20 protein-coding genes are annotated in these 25,098 nt (G+C 52.6%); 16 read left to right on the forward strand and 4 right to left on the reverse strand.

Annotated features, from left to right (window positions below; translation table 11 throughout):
- Positions 1 to 152 precede the first annotated feature (152 nt).
- Genes ACFOLF_RS23225 through ACFOLF_RS23235 form a run of 3 tightly spaced genes read left to right on the forward strand, consistent with a single transcriptional unit; the run spans position 153 to position 2,573 of the window.
- Positions 153 to 611: a CcdC protein domain-containing protein gene (locus tag ACFOLF_RS23225; protein ID WP_210038783.1), complete on the forward strand. Its 459-nt coding sequence runs from the start codon at positions 153 to 155 to the stop codon at positions 609 to 611.
- A gap of 43 nt (positions 612 to 654) precedes the next feature.
- The gene (locus ACFOLF_RS23230; protein ID WP_210038784.1) at positions 655 to 1,911 is read left to right on the forward strand and encodes a sensor histidine kinase; all 1,257 of its coding nucleotides are present in this window, start codon (positions 655 to 657) and stop codon (positions 1,909 to 1,911) included.
- The gene (locus tag ACFOLF_RS23235; RefSeq protein WP_210038785.1) at positions 1,908 to 2,573 is read left to right on the forward strand and encodes a response regulator; all 666 of its coding nucleotides are present in this window, start codon (positions 1,908 to 1,910) and stop codon (positions 2,571 to 2,573) included. The genes ACFOLF_RS23230 and ACFOLF_RS23235 overlap by 4 nt, the downstream gene beginning before the upstream one ends.
- Positions 2,574 to 2,924: 351 nt before the next feature.
- Here ACFOLF_RS23235 and rbsK read toward each other — a convergent pair whose 3' ends face one another.
- Positions 2,925 to 3,833 (reverse strand): ribokinase, encoded by a 909-nt coding sequence (gene rbsK / locus ACFOLF_RS23240; RefSeq protein ID WP_210038786.1) that lies wholly within the window; start codon positions 3,831 to 3,833, stop codon positions 2,925 to 2,927.
- Positions 3,834 to 4,274: 441 nt separating this feature from the next.
- Between rbsK and ACFOLF_RS23245 the strand changes: the two genes are divergently transcribed.
- From ACFOLF_RS23245 to ACFOLF_RS23280, 8 genes are all read left to right on the forward strand, one after another.
- Positions 4,275 to 5,828, forward strand: coding sequence for an extracellular solute-binding protein (locus ACFOLF_RS23245; protein ID WP_210038787.1), 1,554 nt, complete (start codon positions 4,275 to 4,277; stop codon positions 5,826 to 5,828).
- A gap of 78 nt (positions 5,829 to 5,906) precedes the next feature.
- The gene (locus ACFOLF_RS23250) at positions 5,907 to 7,634 is read left to right on the forward strand and encodes a glycosyl hydrolase (RefSeq protein WP_210038788.1); all 1,728 of its coding nucleotides are present in this window, start codon (positions 5,907 to 5,909) and stop codon (positions 7,632 to 7,634) included.
- A complete protein-coding gene (locus ACFOLF_RS23255) occupies positions 7,552 to 9,204 on the forward strand; it encodes a hypothetical protein (RefSeq protein WP_210038789.1) in 1,653 nt (550 codons plus the stop codon). The genes ACFOLF_RS23250 and ACFOLF_RS23255 overlap by 83 nt, the downstream gene beginning before the upstream one ends.
- 45 nt (positions 9,205 to 9,249) lie before the next feature.
- Positions 9,250 to 10,227 (forward strand): ABC transporter permease, encoded by a 978-nt coding sequence (locus ACFOLF_RS23260; RefSeq protein ID WP_210038790.1) that lies wholly within the window; start codon positions 9,250 to 9,252, stop codon positions 10,225 to 10,227.
- 44 nt (positions 10,228 to 10,271) lie between these two features.
- Positions 10,272 to 11,138, forward strand: a complete 867-nt coding sequence (locus ACFOLF_RS23265) for a carbohydrate ABC transporter permease (protein ID WP_210038791.1) — start codon at positions 10,272 to 10,274, stop codon at positions 11,136 to 11,138.
- 93 nt (positions 11,139 to 11,231) lie between these two features.
- On the forward strand, positions 11,232 to 13,562 hold the full coding sequence (locus ACFOLF_RS23270) for an AraC family transcriptional regulator (RefSeq protein WP_210038792.1): 2,331 nt from the start codon (positions 11,232 to 11,234) through the stop codon (positions 13,560 to 13,562).
- Between the two features lie 114 nt (positions 13,563 to 13,676).
- A complete protein-coding gene (locus ACFOLF_RS23275) occupies positions 13,677 to 15,854 on the forward strand; it encodes a glycoside hydrolase family 88/105 protein (protein ID WP_210038793.1) in 2,178 nt (725 codons plus the stop codon).
- Between the two features lie 116 nt (positions 15,855 to 15,970).
- Positions 15,971 to 17,332, forward strand: a complete 1,362-nt coding sequence (locus ACFOLF_RS23280) for a glycoside hydrolase family 28 protein (RefSeq protein ID WP_210038794.1) — start codon at positions 15,971 to 15,973, stop codon at positions 17,330 to 17,332.
- Between the two features lie 29 nt (positions 17,333 to 17,361).
- On the opposite strand, the gene ACFOLF_RS23285 is transcribed toward ACFOLF_RS23280, so the two are convergent.
- A complete protein-coding gene (locus ACFOLF_RS23285) occupies positions 17,362 to 18,000 on the reverse strand; it encodes an NADPH-dependent F420 reductase (RefSeq protein ID WP_210038795.1) in 639 nt (212 codons plus the stop codon).
- 129 nt (positions 18,001 to 18,129) lie between these two features.
- On the opposite strand from ACFOLF_RS23285, the gene ACFOLF_RS23290 reads away from it, so the two are divergent.
- Positions 18,130 to 18,459: a winged helix-turn-helix transcriptional regulator gene (locus ACFOLF_RS23290; RefSeq protein ID WP_210038796.1), complete on the forward strand. Its 330-nt coding sequence runs from the start codon at positions 18,130 to 18,132 to the stop codon at positions 18,457 to 18,459.
- A 162-nt stretch (positions 18,460 to 18,621) separates the two neighbouring features.
- Here the strand turns inward: ACFOLF_RS23290 and ACFOLF_RS23295 are convergent, their stop codons facing one another.
- The gene (locus ACFOLF_RS23295) at positions 18,622 to 18,828 is read right to left on the reverse strand and encodes a hypothetical protein (protein ID WP_210038797.1); all 207 of its coding nucleotides are present in this window, start codon (positions 18,826 to 18,828) and stop codon (positions 18,622 to 18,624) included.
- A gap of 275 nt (positions 18,829 to 19,103) precedes the next feature.
- Between ACFOLF_RS23295 and ACFOLF_RS23300 the strand changes: the two genes are divergently transcribed.
- Entirely contained in the window at positions 19,104 to 20,876 is a 1,773-nt protein-coding gene (locus ACFOLF_RS23300) for a methyl-accepting chemotaxis protein (protein WP_210038798.1), read from the forward strand.
- A 111-nt stretch (positions 20,877 to 20,987) separates the two neighbouring features.
- On the opposite strand, the gene ACFOLF_RS23305 is transcribed toward ACFOLF_RS23300, so the two are convergent.
- Positions 20,988 to 21,536 carry a HupE/UreJ family protein gene (locus tag ACFOLF_RS23305; RefSeq protein WP_379113519.1) on the reverse strand — a complete coding sequence of 183 codons (549 nt, stop codon included), beginning with the start codon at positions 21,534 to 21,536 and terminating at the stop codon, positions 20,988 to 20,990.
- A 245-nt stretch (positions 21,537 to 21,781) separates the two neighbouring features.
- Between ACFOLF_RS23305 and ACFOLF_RS23310 the strand changes: the two genes are divergently transcribed.
- The 3 genes from ACFOLF_RS23310 (at position 21,782) to ACFOLF_RS23320 (ending at position 25,088) form a co-directional block, all read left to right on the forward strand.
- Entirely contained in the window at positions 21,782 to 22,759 is a 978-nt protein-coding gene (locus tag ACFOLF_RS23310; RefSeq protein ID WP_210038799.1) for a YpdA family putative bacillithiol disulfide reductase, read from the forward strand.
- 118 nt (positions 22,760 to 22,877) lie between these two features.
- Positions 22,878 to 23,324, forward strand: coding sequence for a nickel-responsive transcriptional regulator NikR (nikR, locus tag ACFOLF_RS23315; protein WP_210038800.1), 447 nt, complete (start codon positions 22,878 to 22,880; stop codon positions 23,322 to 23,324).
- A gap of 201 nt (positions 23,325 to 23,525) precedes the next feature.
- Positions 23,526 to 25,088, forward strand: coding sequence for an ABC transporter substrate-binding protein (locus ACFOLF_RS23320; RefSeq protein ID WP_210038938.1), 1,563 nt, complete (start codon positions 23,526 to 23,528; stop codon positions 25,086 to 25,088).
- The last annotated feature ends 10 nt before the right edge of the window (positions 25,089 to 25,098 follow it).

Here is a 25,098-nt window from a genome sequence, read left to right on the forward strand (position 1 = left end):
GGACAGCCCTGCATGACATCCGTGGTTCATGCATCCGCAGGTGGAGGGGCAGCAGGTTAATATCAATCCGGAGGTGGACTTCATCTATGGCGGGAAAGACTATACTTTGTTCATGGAACCGCCAGATTTTAAAAAACGAAAAGAGGAAATTTATGTCGAGCAGTGCTATTTATCTGATTATTATTGTCATCATTATTTTGCGTCTTGGCAGGGAGAGGGAAGTCCAGCCGTCCCGCATGTGGATTACTCCGGTATTGTACGCTTTCGTTATCGCTTCCGGCATGGTCCAGTCTTTTCAGCCAAAAGCTTCGACATTTCTTCTTTATCTGCTCTGCCTGATCATCGGACTGGCGCTCGGGATATGGAGAGGAAGGGTTGAAATTGTCCGTGTAAACCCGGCAACAGGCAAAATAACCTCGCAAAGCACTGCTGCCGGCATCGCGCTTTTCGTCGGTGCCATGGTGCTGCGGCTGCTGGTAGAGTATTGGGGAAAAGGACATGCTTTGGTATTATTGAGTAACGCGCTGCTGTTGATTCCTCTTGGCAGCGTTTGTGCACGGCGATATATCATTTATTCAAGATACAGGCAAATGGTCAGCCAGCACAGATAACAAGCGCCCTGACCAGCGGCGGGGAATGAGGGAAGGAAACAAGATGGAAACAGTACAACGGCATTCGTGGTTTCGCAGACAGTCTCCTCAGCGCCTGAGGGTCGTGCTCCTTAGCCTGGTCATTGTCATAGTCGGATTCCAGACGACAGACAGAATATTCTCCATTATTCTGGTCAATATCCTGCTGTGCCTTGCACATATAGCCGTACTCTGGATACCCGACCGGCTGGTCGGAACTGACCGGAGACGCATAGTCATTGTCTTTGTGCTCTGGATCGCGATGGCGGTGCCGTGGGGCGTTTTTCATAACGTAAGCATATCCATTTCGCTGCTTTTCTATCTCATCGCCTATATTGCGCTGCGGCTGCCTTCCTCCAAATCCTCTCTGCTGGCTGCAGGGGTTATTGCGGGGGATGCAGCCATCATGCTTTGGACAGGGGAGCCGTATGATTTCATCTGGATGTACTCCATTTTTCATGCGGCGATCTATATCTTTGTATGGGGCGACCGGGTGAGAAGGGAGGCCGAGGACGTCAGCAAACGGCATTTTCGCGAGCTGGGCGAAACGCACGCGAAGCTGGAACGGACGCATCTGGAACTGCGGAAGGCGCATGGGGAGCTGGAGCAGGCGCATACGCAGCTGGAGGAGGCTGCCGGCCGTTCCCTTCGGTATGCTGTGCTGGAGGAGAGGTCCCGGATCGCGAGGGATATTCACGACAGTATCGGACATGGACTGACCTCCGTCATTGTCCAGCTTCAGGCGATGCCGTATGTGCTCCGGACTAATCCGGCGGAAGCGGATCAAATGGTGGCTACCGTACTGGATGTAGCCAGGCGCTGTTTGACGGAAGTGCGCAGCGTTGTCCATCAGATGGCTGCGGATGAGGGGCTGCCGGGATTGGCAGGCTTAAAGAACCTGATCGCGCAGGTACGCAGTCACAGCAGCTTGCATATCGCGCTGGATGTCTCCGGCCCAACCAGCCGGTGGAAGCCGGATATATCCGAGCTGCTATACCGTGTGCTGCAGGAAGCGCTGACCAATGTGATCCGTCACTCGGGAGCCTCGCGTGTCGATATCGGGATAAGCGAGGGGTCGGGGGAGCTGATCATGACGGTGAAGGACGATGGAGCTTATACCGGGGAACCGCCGCTCGTGCCGGGCTTTGGTCTGTCAGGGATGAAGGCGAGATGCGAGCGGGAAGGAGGCATATTCGATATCCGGGCGAGTATGCCCCACGGTGTGATTGTTGCAGTGAGAGTGCCGCTTGAGGGCAATCCGGTTGGAGGTGGAGGGGAATGACAGACGAGCTTATCCGGGTCGCCATTGTCGACGATCAGCATCTGGTCAGACATGGACTCGGCTTTATCATCAACGCGCAGGAAGATATGGAGGTGGCGGGCGAGGCTGCCAATGGACGGGAGGCGGTACTATTGGCGAACCGTACCCGTCCCCATGTCCTGCTGATGGATGTGCAGATGCCGGAATATGACGGCATCGCCGCTACCCGCGATATTTTATCGTCGCTGCCGGAGAGCAAAGTGGTCATCCTGACCACCTTCGATCTGGAGGAATACGTATATGACGGCATACGGGCCGGAGCTGTCGGCTATTTGCTGAAGGATGCCGCTCCCGATGAGCTGGTAGACGCCATTCGGGCCGCCTACCGCGGTGAAGCGATATTCCGCACGGCAACTGCGGCGAAGGTTATTGCCCGGGCGGTCGGACCGGCCGCAGCTAATACAGCCCAGTCCCAGGCGCAGCTTCTGGAGCCATTCACAGAGCGGGAGCTTGAGGTGCTGCAGCAAATGGCCTACGGCCTGCGCAATGAAGAGATTGCCGGCAGGCTTCATATCGGGGAAAGCACGGTCAAAACCCATGTCCACCGGATTTTGCACAAAATTGGAGTGGATGACCGGACGCAGGCCGTTGTCTTTGCGATACGCAACCGTATTGTGCGTTAACTGCTGCAGACGGACTTCTCTCAACAACGAGGCAAGCAGGTTCAGATGCCAAGCTCCATCGTATAGATCTCATTAGCCGGGCTTCCGGATAATCTGCCGGTTACGAAAGACGAAAGGTTATAAATGGCTTAAAAAATGGGTCTTCTACAGCTGGCAAACAGCTGTGGAAGGCCCTTTTGTGTACTTATAGAATGTTTCACTCCGATAACTCTCTATAAGGGTTGAGGGAAGAAACTAACGGCGCCGCCATAAGGACGGCAACAGCCGTTTCTTCTTGGAATAAATCGCTTTTTTCAACCCGGCAGCAGCCCGGCTTTATTTCCTTCAAGCTATCCGGGACAAAAGAGTCGTTCACGCACTTTCCACTTCATCAAGCGACGGCATGCCGTCCTGGGCGCCGAACTTCATGACAGACAAGGAGGCTGCCTTGACGGCGAAATTCAGACTTGGCTCAAGCTCCCGTCCGCTTGCGATGGCGAAGCCGAGCGCGGCATTGAAGGAATCTCCGGCGCCGGTGGTATCGACCGGCTTGACCCTCCGCGCAGGCACGGTAATGATGCCGTCCCCATTGATGCAGGATATGCCGGCTTCGCCTCTGGTGACGATCAGCGTATTGCCGTAGCGGGACTGCCATTTGCTCATTTGCCTGAACAGCTCCTCCCCCGAATCGATGGAAGAGCCGCTGTAATGGGCAAATTCGGTCTCGTTGGGCGTGAAGATATCCGCGAGCTGAATCCATTCATCCGGCAGCGGGAGAGCGGGTGCCGGATTCAGCACGATTGTCACACCGGCTGCAGCGGCAATGCGCATCGCGCGCTCCACCGCGGGCAGTGGAATTTCCAGCTGGACGAGCAGGATATCCGCGCTGCGGATGGCTTCCGCATGCGACTCTACCATCTCGGGATCGCACAACCCGTTGGCGCCGGGGATGATGACAATGCAGTTGTCCTCCTGCGTATGCATAATTGTGGCTGTGCCTGTAGAAGTGTCGTGCTTCACGGCGATTGCCGGCGTGCTGACGCCGAACTGTTCCATCCGGCTAATGATTTGCGCGCCGAACATATCATCGCCCACGGCTCCGATCATCGTAACGGCCGCGCCCAGCCGTGCGCACCCGACAGCCTGATTGGCCCCTTTGCCGCCGGATATATAATGGATTTCCTTGCCGGGTAGAGTCTCCCCGATGACCGGCAACCGATCCAGAGAAATGACAAGATCCATATTCAAGCTGCCCACAACTACAATGCTTGGTTTTTTCATTCGGTCTGCCCCTTCCATATTGGTCATGTAACTTTTGGCCCTTGCTCTGAAATTAATGATAACGTTTACTTACTATATCATGACCGCTTGGCCGGCGTATATTAGGCGGCCTGATAAGAACCGGCTGCGTTCAGGGGCATTTTTTTGCAGGCTAAGACATTCTTGCGCCTTACGATTATAAACCTTGCAGGGGGAAGCTGTTAAATAGCAGATCTCTCCAGCCGGAGGGTTTTCCGGGAACTGCCGGTATTGCCGTGTTTGCGGTGAATCCCCTGCAGCCCGCTTTAATGTGCAAACAGCAGGAAAAAGTCCTATGCTCCTTGGGAGCTCCGGCAAAAAAAGACCATTGTCGGTGCAAGACCGGCTGTACTAATGTTTTCCTTGTGCATGGACGGCTTGTGTACAGCGCTTACTATTCGATTGATTAAAGGGAGGAACAACATGTTCAGGACTGGAAAGATCAGAAAAGCAGCGATCATGCTGCCGGCAATCGCTTTGGCCTTGTCACTCGCGTTAACGGGCTGCGGCAGTTCAAACAGTAACAGTGAAGGAGAGACTCAGGGAGCTGCCCAAAGTGAGAAGCCGCTTGAGGTTAGCATCATGACCATATTGCTCAGCTCCACGCCTACGGCCGACGACAACCCTCTTAAGCTTGCAATTGAGAAAGCAACCAACTCCAAGATGAATATTCAATGGGTATCCGGCAATAATTACGCGGACAAATTGAATGTTACGCTGGCTTCGGGAGATATCCCGAACATCATCCTGATCAATGATCCGTTTACCCCTGTCTTCCGCAATGCGGTCTCTCAGGGAGCTTTCTGGGACGTGACGCCTTATATTAAGGATTACGCCAATCTTAATTCGAAGATATCGGAGACAGCATGGCAGCTGACCAAGATGGAGGATGGAAAAAATTACGGCGTTCCCCGCCCTCGCCCCGAGGAAGCAGACAGCTTCTTTGTTGTCCGGAAGGATTGGCTGGACAGCGTGGGGATGAAAGAACCCGCGACGATGGATGAGTTTTATCAGGTTTTGAAAGCCTTTTCAGAAAAGAATCCAAGTAAAACCGGCCAAAAGGACATCGTGCCCTTCGCGGCATACTTGAATTCCCCTCTTGACATGGGAGCCTTGAATCAGGTGGAAAACAGCTTTACAGGAGTAAATGGCAAATGGAAATATATAAATGATCAGCTGGTAAATGTAAACTTCCTCCCTGAAATGCGCAAAGCAATTGAATTTGAAACCAAGCTGTATAAAGAAAAGCTGATTCCCGAGGATTTTGCGTCCTTAAAGCTATCGCAGGTCGGAGATATGTTTAAAGCCGGAAAAGCCGGGATGATTGTGGAGAAGGCGGGAACCATGACCGAATACTACAATACGCTGAAAAAGGTGGACCCGAGCTTCAAGGAAGCAGACTTTTACCCGCTGACGAGCATCGACGGCTATAATCCCAAAGGCACCGGCTTCTCCGGGATTCTGGCTATTCCGAAATCAGTTCCGGAAGCCAAGATGAAGCAGATTCTGGGGCTTGTCGACACATGGATGAACGATGATGTGTTCGCTATCCAGCAGTATGGCTTTGAAGGTCAACATTATAAGGTGGAGAACGGCAAGAAAATCATCGACAAGGAGGCGCTGGACAAGGACGGGGCTTCGAACTTCAACCAGATCGTCTATGTGGCCGACCCGTATGCAAGCTCCACCAAAATCAATTTTCCGGATGAGGTCAATAAGCTCTATGCATCGATCCAGGACGAGCGCGCAAAAACCAGCGTAGCGGATATCGCCACTGGCCTGTACTCTCCGACAGCGCAAACCTTCCTTCCTGAATTCGATAAGAAGGTAACGGATCTCAAGACCAAAATCATTCTTGGCAGAGAGCCAATGACCGCCTGGGACGACTTCGTGACGAAGATGAAGGATGACCCGGATATGGTCAAATTGAGCCAGGAACTGACGGAAGCGTACAAACAGCGTATCTCCAGCAAATAACCCAAACGGGACAGCCGGCCCGGCAAGCCGTCCGTCCCTCATACTATTCTGATCATAATGAAGCAAGGAGGAATCAATATGTTTGATTTGCAATCGTTCATGGATCCTGCGCCAGAGTACAGGGTGCATCCCTTCTGGTTTTGGAACGGAGAAATGGCCGATGATCAGATCCGTCTGCAAATTCGCGAGATGGCGGAGAAAGGACTCGGCGGCTTCTTCATATGCGCCAGGCAGGGCTTGAAAATCCCCTATTTATCGGACACCTGGTTCCGCAAGGTGAAGGTGGCCGTTGAAGCGGCCAAGGAGCACCGCCTGAACGTATGGCTGTATGACGAATACCCGTATCCCAGCGGCATAGCCGGGGGAGAGGTCGTGCTGGAGCATCCTGAAGCCAAGCACTACACCCTTGTCCATCGGACGGAGCGCGCTTCGGGCGGGCAGCATCTGGCGCTGGAATTGCCATGGGCCCGTATCCTGTATGCGAAGGCTGTGCCGCTCACCCCTGCAGGGGAGCATATCTGGAATAAAGCCGTTGATGTGCGCGGATCTATCGGAAATTATCAATCGGAACCGATTTTCCAGAAGGCCGGCTTGACCGCTTATAACCAGAAGCGCTTCTTCACCTACCGGACGGTGCAAAAAATGGATTGGACGGCACCGGACGGAGAATGGGAAATCATCATCGTCCAGGAGGAAGAGATCGAGGATTTCAAATACTACGGCACCTTCGTCGATCCTTGCAACAGCGAAGCGATGGCTGCTTTCATCCGTCTGACGCACGATAAGTACGCCGAACATTTGTCCGAGTATTTCGGCGGCACCATCAAGGGGATGTTTACCGATGAAATCGGACTGCTCGGAAGCATCCCATGGTCGCCCCAATTGGCGGAGTTTTTCCTGGAGCTTAACGGCTACGATATTCGCGAGCACCTGGAAGCGCTGCTGTTTCACGATGCAGAGCAGGCGGCGCGGATTCGCTACGATTATTATCAGGCTGTTCACCTGCTGCTGCTGCAAAGCTATCATAAGCAGGTCCATGACTGGTGTGAAACCTACGGGCTTAAGTATGTGACGGAGGTTCCTTCCGTCAGAGCCACAACCCAAACATACAGCCACGTGCCCGGAGGAGACACCGCCCACGAGAAGCTCGGACGTTCGCTCGACTGGATATTGGAGCGCAATGCCGTCAATTTCCGAAGCAACGCCAAGATGGTCAGCTCCATCGCGCGCCAGTTCAAGCGGGAACGCAATCTGATCGAATGCTTCCACAGTGTAGGGTGGTCCATGACGCTTCAGGATGCCAAGTGGATGATCGACCGGATGGCTGCGATGGGCACGAATTTTTTCAATTTCCATGCGTTCTTCTACACGCTCGACGGTTTGGCCAAGCATGATGCCCCGCCCTCGCAGTTTCTGCAAAATCCGTATTGGGAGCATTTCCGCCAGTTGGGGGACTATGTGGGAAGGATCAGCTACGTAATGAGCACAGGCGAAGCGGCTATTTCAATCGCCGTTCTGCAGCCGACGACTTCTCTCTGGACGCATATGGGCAATCCGCTGCATGGCTTCGGCTATGGGGGCCGGCAGCCGGAGGAGAAACGGCGTCTGGAGGATTTGAAGCGCTGGTGGGGAGGCATATGCGATGGGCTGACCAAAAGCGGCAGAGACTTCGACCATCTGGATGCCGGGCTTCTTGCTCTTGCGGAGCTGGACGGAGGAGAGCTTGTGCTCGGCAGCGCCCCGTTATTCGGCGCTGGTTGTTCCGCCGCTCACGAACCTGGAAACAAGCGCATGGAACAAGCTTGAAGCCTTTATTGAAGCGGGCGGAACGGTGCTCAGCTTAGGTCAGCTGCCTTATGAGAATATAAGCGGGGCGCCATGGGACGGGGAGAGCATCGGGCGCGCATTCGGCTTGCCTGAGGGGAGGATCGGCGAGCATTTCTGGAGCGGGCTGTCCGGCAATTACGGCCATCAAAACCTGCAGTGGAGCAAAGGCCCTCTGGAGGCGTACCACCTTGCCTGCCCGGCGTCCCTGGACGTGAAATCCGGCGTGGAGCAGCTTGCGGAGCTGCTGAACAAGCTTCAGCCTGCGCCGGTCAAGCTGCTGCCTGCTTGCGGCGATTGGGGGCTGCTGCTGCAGACCCGGCGCCTGTCTCCCGACACGGCGCTCGTCTTCATCAGCAATCAGGAGGAGGCGAAGCGGGACGTTGTTTTGCAGGCGGATGGGAGCCTATGGGGCAAAGCAGCAGATGGGGATGCTTACGGCGTACAATTCCAGTTCCTGTCGCTCGATGACGGCTCTGTGAAGCCTGCAGCAGGTGAATGCCGTGACGGCCAATGGATCTTGCCGGTCAAGCTGACCGCTTACGATTCTTGTATGGTTATGCTCCAGCGGGTTCCATTTGTGAATAACGAACAGGAGAAGGCAATCGCCGGAGACCAGCCATGGAAGCTGACGGTGGATGCTTCAGGGGAGTGGCAGATCAGGCCGCTGCAGGATAACACGGTACGGCTCGACACCTTCCGCTTGAGCGTGCATAACGGTGGGCCGGATGCGGCTGCTCCTCTGATTGAAGCGGACAATGTGCCGGTGAAAACCTTTATTGATCAATGTGCGGATCTGACTGCCTCCATGCCTTTGCCTGTGAATATGGGGCAATTATTCGGAACACCGCAGCGAATTGCGATGGCTTATCCGCTGGCTGGCCGCTACAGTGTGGAGGTCGAGATGCTGGAAGTCCCGGATGCCGTTCGAATCGTCATGGATCAAGGGGCGGTCTCGGGGGAATGGACGATCAGAGTAAACGATAATATTTTGAATGCATCGTGCTTTGAGAGCGTCTTCCTGTACGATCACATGAATATAGGCTGCGACATTACAGCCTATCTGCAGGCAGGCATGAATTCGATCAGCGTCGAGGTCGAGCTCGGACATGACTGGGACGGTCTGGTCGATGCCATCTATTTGACAGGGAGCTTCGATGCCGGCTTTAACGGCAGCCGGGTTGTGCTCGGCCCTCCGGTTGAACGGTTGTCGGCGCTTAAGGCAGGCCCATATCCGGGCCATCCGTTCTTTGCAGGCGTAATGTCGTTTCAGAAGACGATCGGCCTGCCGTCCGATGCCGGCTCCAGCCCGTTCGAGCTTTCGTTCAACGATTTGGATCCTCAATTCCACGAGACTGCCGAGGTGCTGGTCAACGGGCATTCGCTGGGCGTATGCACATGGATGCCGTACCGGTGGAGCGGAGAGGCCGGGCTGCTGCAAGAAGGTGAGAACCGCATAGAGGTTCGTGTTACCACGACGCTGATCGGACTGCTGGAAGGGAAGTATTTCGATTATGCCGATCATAGCTTGAAACCGGTGCAGACCCTGTAATGGCTGGAGGCTGCCCGATTAATCATCCGAGAAAGGAGAAATGTCATGACAACTTTAAGCCAGCAGCAATCTCCGCCGCAGGGCGCATCAAGCTTCCCTTTATCGCGGCAATCCCGTTTAAGAAAACTGTGGAAAGACCTGCAGCGTGATAAGTATCTGTACCTGCTGGCCTTGCCGGGTCTTCTTTTCTTTCTGATATTCAAGTATTTCCCATTGGGCGGAATCGTGATTGCCTTTCAGAATTACTCCCCGTTTGCGGGAATAACAGGGAGCGAGTGGGCCGGGTTGGAGCATTTCAGACGATTTTTCTCCAATCCCGAATTTATGCTCCTTTTCCGGAACACGATGGCGATTAATCTGATGAGCCTGATCTTTTTCTTCCCTCTGCCGATCATCCTTTCACTCATGCTCAATGAAGTGAGGAACATGGTCTACAAGCGGGTGGTTCAATCCGTCGTCTATATGCCCCACTTTCTGTCATGGGTGATTATCTCCGGCCTCACCTTCCTGCTGTTTGCCACAGGCGAAGGTCTGGTCAACAAGGTGCTGGAGGCAATTGGAGGGGCCAGGATCGACTTTCTGACCAATGCCGACCTGTTCTGGATTATGCTGACGCTCCAATCGATCTGGAAAGAATGCGGCTGGGGTACAATCCTCTTTCTGGCGGCCATGGCAAGCATTGATCCAGGGGTGTATGAAGCGGCGCGCATGGACGGTGCCAGCAGAATCAGACAGATGTGGCATGTTACGCTGCCGGCGATCCGCAGTGTAATCGTTGTCCTGCTGATCCTAAGGCTTGGCCATATGATGGACGTCGGCTTCGAGCAGGTGTTTCTCATGTACAATGGCGCGGTATCGGAAGTGGCGGAGGTATTTGACACTTACGTGTACAGGGTCGGAATCCAGCAGGGACAGTTCAGTTACAGTACTGCGGCAGGCTTGTTCAAGTCGGTTGTCGGATTGACGCTGGTCCTGGCAGCCAACTGGCTGTCCAAGAAAATGGGTGAGGATGGCGTATATTGACAAGACTCCATGAAAGCACCCGAAGCCTTACAAGGAGGGGTACAATGAGAACCGGTCTGGGAGATCGCATGTTTAGCGTAATGAATGTCGCATTGCTCGGCTTGATTGCCGTTGTGTCTGCCTTTCCTCTGTACTATGTGTTTGTTGTTTCTTTTACCGATCCCACGGAATACGTAACCAAAAACTTTGTCCTGTTCCCGACAAAATGGTCGTTTGAGTCCTACAAATTCCTGTTTTCCACAGGCGCCTTTACACATTCCATCGGCGTCAGCGTGTATGTCACGGTGGTGGGAACAGCCTGCAGCCTGGTGGTGACTGCAGCATTTGCCTATACGCTGTCGCGCAAAAGATTGCGCGGGAGGCAGATTATTTTGCTGCTAATCCTGCTTACGGTCCTGTTCAGCCCGGGCATTATTCCTAACTATCTGATTGTTCGTGAATTGAATCTGATTGACAGTCTCTGGTCGCTGATTCTTCCGGCACTGGCCAGCGGATGGAACGTGATCCTGATGAAAAATTTTTTCGACAATATTCCAGCCGAGCTGGAGGAGTCGGCGGCAATGGACGGCTGCAACGATCTGTCGATCTTCATCCGTATTATCCTGCCGCTGTCGCTTCCTTCGCTGGCCGCCTTCGGGTTGTTCTACGCGGTAGGGTACTGGAACCAGTTCTTCAATGCCTTGATTTACATTAACGACGCGTCCAAATGGCCGATGCAGGTTATGCTGCAGAATATTCTGCTTAACGCCAACAACAGCGAGCTGAGCACGGATGCAACGGCGATTGCCCCGCCAACGGAAACGCTCAAAATGGCGGCTGTCATCGTTGCCACAGTTCCGATTCTTCTTGTTTATCCGTTTCTGCAGAAGCACTTTGCCAAAGGTGCGATGGTAGGCTCGGTCAAAGGATAAGCCAGGAGCCGGGTCGGTCGGCTATAAAGGATTCCATCTTTGTACTGTCGAAATGGGTCATATAAAAACGAAATTTTGGAAGGTGAACTCTCCTTGACAGGATTCTGGAAGCCACGACTCGGTAAAGCTAGTAAATTTAAATCGAAAAGCCGCTTTTATCGCAGAAATCTGGTGCTGATTCTGCTTGTTGCCAGCTTCCCCGGTTTGATTATCGGCTTCTGCACCTACTGGATCGCGACTGATAAATTGGAGGGAGAGCTGCAGCGTCTGCATATCGATCAGATTGATCAAGGGGCCGCGGTCATTGACGATCAGCTGAATTATCTGGAGCTTACGATGTCGCATTGGGCGTTTGACCCCAAATTTGAAGACGAGAAATTGAAAACGCTTAACATCGGCTATGATTTCGAGCAGGTGAAGGATTTGTATCGAACCCTGCTCCTGATGGAGGGAACCCATCCTTTTCTGCAGAAGGTGCAGCTGTTTCTCAATGAACCGCGGCCGGTTCTCTTCTCGACGGAAAGGTTCACTTATATTGACCAGCCTGGGGACGCCGAGATCTACAGCACGTTGTTAAACCAGAAAAAGTCGGCTTTCTGGACGAATCAATATGGTACCGAGGATACCATTGCTCTTGTCAACAAAATACCCGGAGGCAGCCTCAAGCCATTCGGCATGATCATTGCAACAATCAACACAAGCAAGCTGATTCAGTCTCTGAAGACGCTGACTCCAACCCATGAGGGAGTGACGCTGTTGTTGAATAAGAACGGGGGACTGGAGATGTCGACGAGCGGGAAGCCGTTCTCAAGGCTGGAAGAGGCGCTGAAGCAGGAATATGAAGCGCACAGCTCCAGTTCGGAATCTTTTCTGTTTCCGTACAAGGATAAGAGCTATTCCGTTTCCTACGGCCAGTTCAATCGTCTCGGCGCAACCTGGGTGTACATCTCGGCGACGCCGCTCAGCTCTATTGTCGCCCCTGTCGTGATGGTATCCAAATGGATCCTGTACATCAGCTTGACGGGTCTGACCATTGCTCTTCTGATGTCGTCGTTTGTTTTGCGGCGCATTTATTCACCGGTGGAACGGCTTGTGGCCTTGTTGACCGGAGGCAAGGGCTCCGAGTACAGCGATGAGTTCGATATGTTCGAGGTGGAATGGAAGCATCTGGCCAGTGAGCGGGAGCTGCTTCACTCGAAGCTGAAGGAACAGCTTCCGGTTCTGCGCGAAGGGTTCTTCCTGCAGCTGGCACAGGGCTATTTGTTTGCTCTGGGCGAAAACGAGATAAAGGGGCGAATCCGGCATTATGGCTGGGAAAATGATAATGTGCAGTATGTAGCGCTCATGTTCCGTTTGACCGGGTTCTCCGGTCTTGAGGGGCGATTCTCGCTTGGCGATGAGGATCTGGTTACCTACGCGACGGCCAACATCGTCGACGAGCTGGCAAGAAAGCAGTATGAGCAGGCGGAAGTGATCAATTTCCACAACTTCTCTATCGGCTTGCTGCTGGCACTGCCGAGCGACCAGCCTGTCAAGTGGTTGAATGCCGATCTGGATCTCTTCTGCCGGGAGCTGATGCGGACCATTAATCATATTATCAGGATGCAGGTGACGGTCGCGATCAGCAAATCAGTATACAGCGTCAAGCAGATTCCGCATATTTTTGAGGAAGTCAGACAGGCAATGGCATACCGCGAGCTGATCGACGACGACAACCAGATACTATGGACCGAGGAGCTGGCGAAATCAAGCCTGCTCATGGAGTGCAGTTATCCGTTCTCCCTCGACAAAGAGATCATCAACGCCATCCGCAGCGGTCTGGAGGAGACTGCGGGCGAGTTGATCAGCCAGTTCATGGACGATTTGTCAGCCAACGGCTCGACTGAATTTTATATTCAACAGGGCATGCTGCAGCTGCTCGGCAGTATCCGTTATGCTGCGCTGCAATCCGGCATGAACCCCGTTCGACTATTCGGGAGTGTCAATCTCTTCGATGAACTGGCCGGGATCAAGGAGCGGGATGAAATGCAGAAATGGTTCCGGCATAAGGTGGTCAAGGTGCTGGTTCAGGAGATGATCAGCAGGCAGGATTACCACTTGAAGCATATTATTGAGAAGGTCATTCTTTTTTTGAACGAACAATATATGACCGGACTATCGCTTGAATCATGCGCTGACAGGTTTGAAACGAGTCCTTATACGCTCAGCCGGGCGTTCAAGCAGATAGCAGGCATCAACTTCATCGATTACCTGACCGATATTCGAATCCGGAACGCCAAGCTGCTCCTTCTGGACCCCGACCTGAAAATTAACGAGGTCGCAGAGAAGGTTGGCTATCAGCACAGCTACTTCAACCGCATTTTCAAAAAATATGAGGGCATTACACCCAGCAGCTACCGCGAGCTGAACCGGCAAGGAAAATGACAGCGGGATCATCTCACCCAAAGCGCCAAACGGCAGGAAGGCGCATATAACAACGCAGGGACAAGCATGCCGTTGAGTGTTCCCGCAACAATGCGACAGGAGGTTCTTTAAGCCATGAATGAAGCGTATATAAATGAGCATGACAGCATATTTACGGCATGTGGCGGAAGCGTGGGCGAGGCATTAACAACGGTAACGAATCGCTACATCGGCAATCATCCGCAGCATCCGATGACCTGCCGGGCCTTCAATGCCGACGGGATACTGAAAAAGCACGATTACAGCTATGATTTCAATCTGACGGAGCGCTTTCCCGATATGCGAAACGGGCAGTACATCTATGCCTGGTCCAAATTCTGGAGCGAGCAGGACGCGCCAATGACCTTTATTTTGCATTGCTATGGACCCCTTCAATTTTTTGCAAATGGGGCTTCCGTATATAAAGCGAATCTGGCCGATGAATTGAATGCCAAGCGGAGAATACCCGTAACCGTACCTTTGAACAAGGGCTGGAACCATTTTGTCATCCTGTTTACGAAGACTGAGGCTGGCTGCGGGGGCTCCTTCGGACCCGGCTCATACAAGAGCAATCCGACCTACGTGCTGGCCCCGTCACCAGAGAGAAACGGGCACGAGGGCTGGATATACAGCGGTCCGCAGGACAAGCGACGGGAGCTGCCCGGCCCGCAAACCAAAGAGGGTGACAGCGGAATCGTCTGGTATCCGCGCCTGCAGTGGGGTGAGCGGGATCTCTTGCATCCCATGGCACGCATATTTGGAGATTTGAACAACCGTTATGCCGTAGCCTGGACGAAATTAACCTGCACTCTGGACGGCGCATCCTCTATTGTACTAAAGGGCCGGGCAGCGGGAATCGCAGATATATTCATCGACGGGAACAAAATAGCCGAACAGACGACGGGAGATTTTTCCATACCGCTCAATCTCTCATACGGTCGGCACGATCTGCATATTCGCTGCGCCGGCACCGTGGAGAATTGGGGATTCCGGCTGGATGAGCTGCCTGCAGGAGTCCGGCTGGCGCCGCCTTATCCCGTGGAGGGCGGAGCGGACGAGTGGTTATATGCCGGCCCGCTCGAAGCGGATGAGCCGCTGCCGCCAACCGGGACGGCTTATGCGCTGATCGATACGAAAGCGGGCGGCACCTTCTGGCGGCTGGATCAGCCCAATACCTGGGTGCGCCTCTTCGCGGACAACGCTTTGTTCGGCAGATGGAATTATCCGCTTGGCGTTACGCTGTACGGTTTGCTGCAAACCGGCAGGCTGCTCGATCGCGGGGATGTAACGGCCTATGTGCGAAGCCATATCGAAACCTGCACGCGGCTGTACAGCTATGCCATGTGGGACAAGCAGCAGTTCGGGGCGTCGGGTGTGCTCAATACGCTCGCTACACTTGACAGTCTGGACGACTGCGGCTCCTTCGGGGCTACCATGCTGCTGGCGCTTCAGGAGCAGGGCATGAACGGAGCTGACGAGATCGCAGAGTTGATCGCGGATTACATCTCTGGCGAACAATACCGGCTTCCGACGGGGGCCTTGTACCGCAAGCCGCGAATCGCCGATTTTACCCATGAAACGGTTTGGTGCGACGATCTGTATATGAGCGTGCCGTTCCTTTGCCGTTATTATCAGCGCACCGGCGACATCCGCTATATTGAGGACGCGGTCAACCAGCTCCTTCAGTTCAGGAAGCTGATGTATATTCCGCATCTGCAGGTCATGTCCCATGTGTATGACCTCACTTTGAACAAGCCCACCGTGGTGGCATGGGGGCGGGGGAATGGCTGGGTGCTGTTCTCGCTCTCCGAGCTGCTGGCGGCTCTGCCGGAAGATCATGAACAGCGCCGGGAGCTGCTTCGCTATTTTAATGATCTGTGTGAAGGGTATTTGCGGCTGCAAGGGGTGAACGGCCTGTGGCACCAGGTGCTGACAGACGCGGAATCGTATCAGGAGACTTCCTGCACCTCCATGTTTATATATGCTTTTGCGCGCGGCATTCGTTTCGGCTGGTTAACCGGCAAGCAGCGGTATGTCGAGGCGGTCCTGAAGGGATGGAAGGGAATGACGCAGATCTCCATCGACAAAACAGGCAATGTTTACGGCGTATGCAGGGGCTCCGGGTATTCATTCAATGGAGATTACTACAAGGATGACCTGCCTTGGCTGCTTAACGATACGCACGGTATTGGAATCGTGCTGCTTGCCGGGATCGAGGTTCTGCAAATGGAGCAGCTGCTAGCCGGGATGCATGCGGCTCCCCTTGGAAGCTAGTGGCTGTGGCTCACCAGGAGGCTAACTCGGGGGAACTCTTGTGAGCCCCTTCATGCGGATGCTCTGGCTGAAGCTTAAAAAAAATGAACTGCTTTGTGGAGACGGGCGGGAAAGAAATGAGACGAAACGAAGTTTTCTTGGTGAATGATTATGGCGCGGCTGCGGATGGAGACACGCTGGCCACCGCTTCAATTCAGGAGGCTATCGACGCTGCATGGGGCGCAGGCGGGGGCCGGATTGAATTTGCTCCGGGCTCCTATTTGACGGGGGCTCTGTTTCTTAAGTCCAATGTGCAGCTGCATCTGGCTGAAGGTGTGGTGCTGCGCGGTGCCGCAGGCGAGGAGGACTATCCTGAGCTGTGGTCTCGTGTTGCGGGCATCGAGATGAACTGGTACAGCGCATTGATCAACATTTGCGGTCAGGAGAACGCGAGCATAACCGGCAAGGGGACCATCGATGGACAAGGCAACTGCTGGTGGGATAAATATTGGAGCATGCGCAAGGTATATACGGAGCAGGGGCTGCGCTGGGTCGTCGACTACGACTGCAAAAGGCCGCGGAACATTCAGGTTATCGATTCGTCCCGGATCGAACTGAAGGATTTTACCTCTCTCCGCTCAGGCTTCTGGAACGTGCATATCTGCTACTCCGAGCACGTAACGGTGTCTGGGCTGACGATCCGCGACAATCAGGGCCCAAGCACCGACGGGATCGATATTGATTCGTCCTCCCATGTTCTGGTGGAGAACTGCTTCATCGATTGCAACGATGATAATCTCTGTATTAAAGCCGGGCGCGACGCCGATGGACTGAGGGTCAACCGGCCCGCCGAGGATATCGTTATCCGCAATTGCATAACGGGAGCGGGAGCCGGCATCACCCTTGGCAGCGAGACCTCCGGGGGCATTCGCAATGTAGAGATATACAATATCAAATCTGTCGGGACGAGCAACGGCCTGCGGTTTAAATCGGCGCGGAACCGCGGAGGTCTGATTGAGAATATACGGGTCCATAACCTGGATATGATCGATGTGCGTAATCCGTTCGGCTTCCTGCTGAACTGGAACCCCAGCTACAGCTATGCTCAAATTCCGGAAACCTGGGAGGGCGAGGTCCCTGTTCATTGGCAGGTTCTCGCAGAGCCCGTGCTGCCTGAGCAGCGGGGAATACCGGAGTTCCGCAATGTGGAGATCGCCAATGTCACGGTCAGGAATAATCTGCTCCCCGGTTCCGGCAGACCCGTATCCTATGCCTTCGAGGTGGAGGCGTATCCTGAAAAGCCGATCAGCGGCATCCGCTTGAGCAATATCTTGATAGAAAGCCATGCAGCCGGCACAATCTCGCACGCGAAGGACTGGACAATGAACGATGTGGTCATTCGCACATTGGATGGCGTCAATGTCCGCTTGAACCATTGTGATAGCGTTGACCTGCCGGAAGTGGAGCGCTTTGCTCCCAAGGCCTTGGAAGACTCATAGATTGCAAATCCTGGTCTGATCCATGAATATTAATCTCTCAGCAGCGCAAATGCCGCACCAGGCGACTGAAGCCGGATTTCGCTTATGACGCAAGCCAGCATGATGGATTCCTGCAGGCGGCTTTGCCGGATATCGCCCAGGTCGACGACGTCCTTCCACCCCAGATCGTTCAGGAGGAACGCGGCCTGGTTTTTGGCATGCCGTTCATTGCCGGACATAAACATAACGGGTACGCCTTCCCGGTATGCCGGCCGCACCATTCTTTTGTCGCTGACCGTATTGAGTGTTTTAACGACGCGGCTCTCCGGCAGCATCTGCTGCATGATTTCACCTGCTGACGTATTGTCGTACAGCAGCCGTGGACCGCTGCTGAACTCAACCGCGTTGCTTACATCAATAACCGTTTTGTTCTTCATGTATGAATGATCAATGTTATCAAGCACATCCGCCGCGCAAGACCAGGGAAGCGCCATGACAATGAGTTCACCGAACCGGGCCGCTTCGTTGAAGGAAACGACGTCCCCTTGTCCGCCTGCTGCTTGCTTCCATGCCCCGTGCTTCGCATGCTGCGGGTCGCGGCTGCTGATTGCCGCATGATGGCCGGCCCGTATCAGGCCATGGCCTATACCTGCCCCTACGCTGCCTGCCCCGATGATTCCGATATTCACAAACATCCTCTCCTCTCTAGATGAGATTATAAGAGCTTATGATGGGGCGGACAATAAGGCACTTTTTGGTTTCCAATATCCGCGAAACTGATATCGGGTATAATGGTTTTAAAAAAACGAGGTGATTCGATGCCTGTTAAGCCTAACGAGTGTCCGGTCGAAATTGTATTTTCCCTCTTAAGCGGGAAGTGGAAAATCCCCATATATAGACACTTATATAAGAATGGCGCTGTGCGATATGCCGAACTGCGCCGGCATCTGCCATCCATTTCAAAAAAGATGCTAACGGAGCAGCTCCGGGAGCTTGAGGCTGACGGCATAATTGACAGGGAAATTTATAGCGGAATGCTGCCGAAGGTAGAATATTCATTGACTCCGCGTGGACGGTCGATGATATCCTTTCTTGACATGATGAGCGAGTGGGGAGTTAAGCACTTTTCTTCGGGGCATTCACAATGACAGAGGGTAGCGGGAGAAAAAGAGAGCCCTTGATCCAGAGCTTCCGCTTTAACAGTCCGATATAAACGGTACGGAGTTAGACCAATAAGATTGAGGTATCATTTCGCCAGAGGAAGCCTGTTTCAAGGCTTCCTCCGGGAAGCGACGCATTCGTCTCTATAGTTAATGAGCGGCAGTAGACTGCTGACCGCTATTCCATTCCTTGATCTCCAGTTTGCTTTTGTGGCCCCATTTCTTGCCCAGCTTTTTCAGGAAGCTGCTGTTCTTCCGCTCCTCCTGCATCATTCGCAGGCCTCTCATCAGCATTAGGTGTCTGCGATCGTCATCGTGACTCAGCTTCCGCATTTCTTCGAAATATTCGCCATTCATGCTGTTTCGCACTCCTTCTAGGTGGTTTCTTCAAAAGGTAAATCTTTAGTCCTGGTTACTAATACCTATTATATCGGACGCCACTGAACAAATTCTGAAAGAATCCGGGTTTTTATGACATTTTATGGTGTAAATATGAAGGAATTGTGACAAAATGCATCAGGCTATTTTGCATTTACATATATACATATAGGTACTGGAAGCCGATATAAGCAGCATGGTCGTTTTATCGCAGCAGGCAGCAGGAATGATATTGTACAATCCGAAGGGACTGGATGAAGATTATGAAGGGGTTTGTGTGGTTTAGAAAACGCTTAACATTACGGATTGCAGCGGTGGTCATGGCGGTCTTTCTCCTGTTATCGTCATGTTATATCTGGCTGCAAATCAGCAATACGAAAACAGCGGCCAAGGAGGCGATTACGAGCTATGGCACGCGTATGGCCGGCAGCTATTCCAGCCATCTCGATACGCAAAGACTGGAGCAATTTTTAGCCGATCCGCAGGAAAACGAATTGTACTGGACGATCCGGCAGGGGCTTGACCGGTTCCGTGCGCAAATCGGCGCTCTGTATGTGTATATTGTCCAAATAGACGCAAGCCAGCGTCCGCTGATTATGATCGACGGCCAGCCGAAGGATTCGGACTCCGCATCTCCGATCAATGAAGTGACGGATATCCCCGCGGATGCGGTCAAGTCGCTGCTGGCTGGCAGCCCGGCGAATTCGCCGGTAATCGATAATCCGCAGTACGGCAAATATATCTCCTCGTACGCACCGATCAAACGTCCGGACGGAACGGTCATCGGCGTGCTTGGAATCGATACGGAAGCCTCGGTTATTGAAAGCATCGCAAGCGGCGCCATACGCGAAAGCCTTCCCTTTTATCTGCTCATCATCGCGATGACCTTGCTGGGACTCACGCTTATTGTATGGGTGCTCTTCCGTGCATTCCGTCCGCTTAAATGGATTGTATCCGGAGCGGAGAATATAGCGGCTGGCGAATTTGCCAAAGCAAACCGGCAGATGCTTGAGCATCCTGTTCGTTCGGAGGATGAGGTGGGCGCCATGTACAGGGCAATCGTCAACATGTCAACCAGCTTGAACACGATCGTCGGCGGTATGGTATCGAACATTGCCCAGACATCCGCGCAGGTCGCCCAATCCTCGGACCGGTTTGCGGCGGAAGCCCAGCATTTGCTTGAAATGAATACCCGTGTCAGCGAAGCTTCGGGCCTGGTGGCCGAGGGCGCAAGCGCCCAACGCATCAGCTCGGAAGAAAGCGCGGGCTCGATGGGGGAGATTGCGGCTATTATCCAGCGGATCTCCGAAGCGGCATCTGCGGTATCGGACGCATCCGTGCAGGCTCTCGAAAGCGCGGAATCCGGCAGGCATTCCGTCGGACGAATGAACAAGCAGATCCGCACGATTTCTGCGGCTACGGAGGAAGCTGCCTTGCGGGTGGCGACTCTGCGCAATTATTCGGTCGAGATCGAAGGAGCGTTGGCGGCCATTTCCCAAATTGCCAACCAGACGAAGCTGCTTGCGCTCAATGCATCTATTGAGGCGGCGCGGGCCGGCGAGCACGGTGCCGGATTCGCGGTTGTTGCAGGGGAAGTAAGAAAGCTGGCGGATGAGGCTTTCGTCTCCACGGAGCTGATAGCTTCATTGCTGCAAAATGTTCAAAGCGAATCGCTTCGCATCAGCGAGGCGATGGAGAATGGCGCAAGAGAAGTGCATACGGGGGAATCGCTATCCGTGGCGGCCGACGAGTCGTTTACGCATGTGGTGGAAATGTTCCGGGTAGTGACCGGACAAATTCAAGAGATTTCCGCCGGAACCGAGCAAATGACAGCCGGCTCCGAAGAGGTTCTGGCATCCAGCGTCACGATCGCCGAAATCGCCAAAGCCTCTTCCGACCAGACGCTTCAGATCCGGGAACTGGCGGACCAGCAGCTGCGCATCGTTAAGCAGTTTGCCGATTCCGCCGCAGAGCTGAGCGGGACGACGCATCATTTGCTTGCGGCCGTCAAGCAGGTAAAGGTGTAACTCGGACAAATAAAACGAGCCTTGGAAACAATCCGGAGGCTCGTTTTATTTGTCTATTTTTCAGTTCAGAAACAGCGGGCTTCAGGTGCTTGCTTCCCCCAATTAAGGAGTTTAGAAGAATACGCGCTGGGACAACCAGATTCCACCCAAAACAAAGGCCAATACGGAACCTGCGATAACGGCATTTCTGGAAAACTTCCATTTGTGCATCATCATGAGCAGAGGGAGGGCGACGCCGACCAACGTGATCTGAACAACCTCGATTCCGAGATTGAAGCTGAGCAGATCCACAGCCAGCTGGCTTTTGGGAAGATTCATTCCTTTAAGAATGTCAGCAAAGCCCATTCCATGGATTAAGCCGAAGAAGAACGTCAGCACCCAACGGTGACTGACCTGTTTGCGAATAATATTATCGATGGCGACAAAGCAGATGCTCAAAGCGATGGCAGGCTCGACAATCCGGGGAGATACATCAATAATTCCCAATACCGTCAATGATAACGTGATGCTGTGAGCGATCGTAAAAGCGGTGATCATGCCCGTATACTGTTTGAACGTCTGCCTTGCAACAACAAGAGAAAACAAAAATAATAGATGATCGTACCCGGATAAAATATGGTTCATGCCAAGTGTAAAGAAAGAATACCAACCTGAGTTCACTTATGTTCCTCCTCGAATGATACCAAGTTCATTTGCCGTTTCTGGATGAAAGAAGACTGTTTTATGCAGTATACCGTAAGAGAATTGGGAGAATATATCGATTTATGTCATCAAATTATTAAAAAATTATGTAGAACATGACCGGATTTTAAGGTTAATAACCCGAATAAATTTGTAATTGATGTGGAATGTCAAGTAAAATGACACAAGGATAACGTAATCTCAATGAACAAAGGGGAAATCAGATGAGAGAAGCAATCATAATAGGCGGCGGCCCATGCGGACTTTCTGTCGGGATGGCCTTGCAGGAGCAGGGAATTGATTACTTAATACTCGAGAAAAGGGCTATTGTAAATACGATTCTTTCATTTCCTGCTAATATGCGTTTTTATAGTACAAGCGACAGGCTGGAAATCGGAAATGTTCCCTTTTTATCAGAAGAAGAACGTCCCACCCGACATGAGGTAATGCGCTATTATCGCGCTGTCGTTACAAGGCAGCAAATGAATATTCTAACGTTTCATCATGTCATAAGGGTCGAACGTTCATCGGACGGCTTTCTCGTTCATACCCATAATCATCTGGGGAAAGAGGAAGTATTTGAAGCAAGAAGGATCGTAATCGCTACAGGGATATATGATCACCCGAGACTATTAGGGGTTCCAGGCGAGAACTTATCCAAAGTGATGCATTACTATACGGAAGGACACTCTTATTCGGGAAGGTCTGTTCTTGTTGCGGGAGGCAAAAATTCCGCGGTTGAAGCAGCAATCGACTTATATCGCAGCGGAGCGCAAGTATCGTTGGTTCACCGTGGCGCTACGGTTTATCAAGGTATTAAGCCCACCCTGCTGCTCGATATACGGAATTTGATTGAAAAAGGAAGAATCGGGTTTTATCCCGAGTCGGCAATCACGCGTATTGAAGAAGAGCAGGTATTCGTCCAAAGCGGGAATGAGCAAATTAAAATCCAAAATGATTTTGTATTTTCCTTAATCGGGTATCAGCCTGACCTTTCGATGCTGAACGATCTGGGAATTATGTTAGATCATCAAACTCAAATTCCGCTCTTTGACCCTGATACGTATGAAACCAATGTGGCGGACATATTTGTTGCCGGCGTCGTTACGGGAGGAATAACCAATAAAGTGTTTATTGATGATGGACGGCTTCATGGACCGAAAATTGCTGAAAAAATTGCGGCCGATATGGGCAGGAAATAGGAAGGATGCCGTATTTTGGTTAAAATGCCCGGTTTGATGCTGCTCCAAGGGGGGCATTTTTCATTTCATATCGCCTATGATACAATTTAGTGAAATGAAGGCAGGGCAGGGTGGTTTTATGGCAGACAAGGAAGAACTGATCCGGTTCGGAGTGGCGTTTCCGGCTCCATTAATCGAGCAGTTCAATCATTATATTGAGGAACAAGGCTATACGAACCGGTCCGAAGCGATTCGGGATATGGCCAGAAAAGCGATGCTCGATCCTGCGAAGCTTCCATCCGATGCGCATGTTGCCGGCACCATAGTCATGGTGTACGACCATCACATCCGGGATCTTCCTCTTCTACTGACAGAGCTTCAGCATCAGTTCCATCACGACATTATATCCACGATGCATGTTCACCTGAACCATAACCAGTGCCTGGAGGTCATCGTCGTTCGGGGCCGCTTATCGGGGCTTCGCACGCTCCATCATCAGATACAAGTACAAAAAGGCGTACATTATGCCGAGCTTTCCGTTACTTATGCGGAGGAACAGGGCTTGGAGATTCATGATCATAAATAAAAACAGGAATAAGCGATCGCCCCAAAAAGGGGCGGTCGTTTTTTTGTTGAAATATTCCAATATTTTTGAGCATGTCGGTGAAAAAGGGAGTGATTCCCTTTTTTTATTGTGCTACAATTTACTAAAAACGTGCCACATATAAAATCGATGGGATGGAGTGGGGGAAACGTGAGGAAGATTGGGGTTTATTCGATATTGGCGATGATGATTACCGGACTTCTGCTTGCGGGCTGCTCGTCATCCCCCAAGGAGAGCGGGAGCACCGGCAAAGACGAATTAATATTGGCTGTTGGCGCGGAACCGGAAACCGGGTTTGATCCAACGACAGGTTGGGGGCGCTACGGTTCACCGCTGTTTCAGAGCACACTGCTGAAGCGGGACGATGATCTGCGCATTGAGAATGATCTGGCAACCGGCTACGAGGTGAGTGATGATGGTACGGTATGGACGGTCAAGCTGCGGTCCAATGTTGTATTTACCGATGGCAAGCCGCTTACGGCAGAAGATGTTGAATTCACCTTTGATACGGCGGCCGGGAACGGCTCCGCCATTGATCTGACCAATTTGAAGAGCGTGCAGTCCGAAGGGGAGGGCACCGTCATCTTCACACTCAAGGAGCCGCAATCTACTTTTGTTTCTCTTCTTGTTTCAACCGGTATCGTTCCCAAACACGCATACGGAAAAGATTATGCGGAGCTCCCCATTGGATCGGGGCCGTATAAATTTGTGCAGTGGGATAAAGGCCAGCAGGTCATCGCCGAAGCGAATCCCGATTATTATGGCGTGAAGCCGTATTTCAAACGAATGACGTTTTTGTTTCTGAGTGAAGATGCAGCGTTTGCGGCTGCCAAATCAGGCAAGGTCGATGTGGCCTATATCCCGTCCTCCTACAGCAAGGAAACGGCAGCGGGCATGCGTCTTGAGGATATCAAAACCGTGGATAACCGGGGCATCCTGTTCCCCTATGTTCCGTCTGGCGGCCAAACCAGGGACGGCAATCCAATCGGCAACGATGTAACCGCGGATATTGCCATCCGCAAGGCGGTTAATGTGGCCATCGACCGGAGCGCGCTGGTTGAGGGAATTCTGGAAGGCTATGGCTCGCCCGCTTACTCGGCCAATGACGGACTTCCCTGGGGAAATAATCAAATCGTAATCAAAGACGCCGATGTGAATGAAGCGAAGACCATTTTGAGCGATGCGGGATGGACCGATACAGACGGTGACGGGATTGCCGAGAAGGGTTCGCTCAAGGCTGAGTTCAATCTTCTTTATCCATCCGGAGATATTGCCCGCCAATCGCTTGCTCTCGCCGCTGCGGATATGGTCAAGCCTGCCGGCATTCATATGAATGTGGAAGGGAAGAGCTGGGACGATATTGATAAAAGAATGCATGCCGACGCTGTGATGTTCGGCTGGGGCAGCCATGATCCCCTGGAAATGTACAACCTGTACAGCAGCACGTATCAGGGAGTTGATTATTACAACGCCGGTTATTACAGCAATCCGGTGGTAGATGACTGGATGAACCAGGCTCTTCGCGCAACGAACGAAGATGAGGCTTTGAAATATTGGAAGAATGCGCAGTGGGATGGAAAGACGGGACTCAGTTCGCTCGGGGACGCGCCATGGGCGTGGCTTGTGAATATCGATCATCTGTATCTCGTAAACGACAAGCTGGACATCGGCAGGCAGCGTATCCAACCGCACGGGCATGGCTGGCCGATCACGGATAATATCGAGGAATGGAAATGGAACAACTAGCGGAAAAGAG

Source organism: Paenibacillus sepulcri (assembly GCF_042647105.1).
Taxonomy (GTDB): domain Bacteria; phylum Bacillota; class Bacilli; order Paenibacillales; family Paenibacillaceae; genus Paenibacillus_Z; species Paenibacillus_Z sepulcri.

Excerpts from the sequence above, each read along its gene's own strand:
- rbsK (WP_210038786.1), bottom strand. The coding sequence starts at position 3,833 with ATGAAAAAACCAAGCATTGTAGTTGTGGGCAGCTTGAATATGGATCTT.
- ACFOLF_RS23280 (WP_210038794.1), top strand. The coding sequence starts at position 15,971 with ATGAGACGAAACGAAGTTTTCTTGGTGAATGATTATGGCGCGGCTGCG.
- nikR (WP_210038800.1), top strand. The coding sequence starts at position 22,878 with ATGGCAGACAAGGAAGAACTGATCCGGTTCGGAGTGGCGTTTCCGGCT.
- ACFOLF_RS23225 (WP_210038783.1), top strand. The coding sequence starts at position 153 with ATGTCGAGCAGTGCTATTTATCTGATTATTATTGTCATCATTATTTTG.
- ACFOLF_RS23260 (WP_210038790.1), top strand. The coding sequence starts at position 9,250 with ATGACAACTTTAAGCCAGCAGCAATCTCCGCCGCAGGGCGCATCAAGC.
- ACFOLF_RS23295 (WP_210038797.1), bottom strand. The coding sequence starts at position 18,828 with ATGAATGGCGAATATTTCGAAGAAATGCGGAAGCTGAGTCACGATGAC.
- ACFOLF_RS23320 (WP_210038938.1), top strand. The coding sequence starts at position 23,526 with ATGATGATTACCGGACTTCTGCTTGCGGGCTGCTCGTCATCCCCCAAG.
- ACFOLF_RS23235 (WP_210038785.1), top strand. The coding sequence starts at position 1,908 with ATGACAGACGAGCTTATCCGGGTCGCCATTGTCGACGATCAGCATCTG.
- ACFOLF_RS23300 (WP_210038798.1), top strand. The coding sequence starts at position 19,104 with ATGAAGATTATGAAGGGGTTTGTGTGGTTTAGAAAACGCTTAACATTA.
- ACFOLF_RS23265 (WP_210038791.1), top strand. The coding sequence starts at position 10,272 with ATGAGAACCGGTCTGGGAGATCGCATGTTTAGCGTAATGAATGTCGCA.
- ACFOLF_RS23310 (WP_210038799.1), top strand. The coding sequence starts at position 21,782 with ATGAGAGAAGCAATCATAATAGGCGGCGGCCCATGCGGACTTTCTGTC.
- ACFOLF_RS23250 (WP_210038788.1), top strand. The coding sequence starts at position 5,907 with ATGTTTGATTTGCAATCGTTCATGGATCCTGCGCCAGAGTACAGGGTG.
- ACFOLF_RS23230 (WP_210038784.1), top strand. The coding sequence starts at position 655 with ATGGAAACAGTACAACGGCATTCGTGGTTTCGCAGACAGTCTCCTCAG.
- ACFOLF_RS23275 (WP_210038793.1), top strand. The coding sequence starts at position 13,677 with ATGAATGAAGCGTATATAAATGAGCATGACAGCATATTTACGGCATGT.
- ACFOLF_RS23245 (WP_210038787.1), top strand. The coding sequence starts at position 4,275 with ATGTTCAGGACTGGAAAGATCAGAAAAGCAGCGATCATGCTGCCGGCA.
- ACFOLF_RS23290 (WP_210038796.1), top strand. The coding sequence starts at position 18,130 with ATGCCTGTTAAGCCTAACGAGTGTCCGGTCGAAATTGTATTTTCCCTC.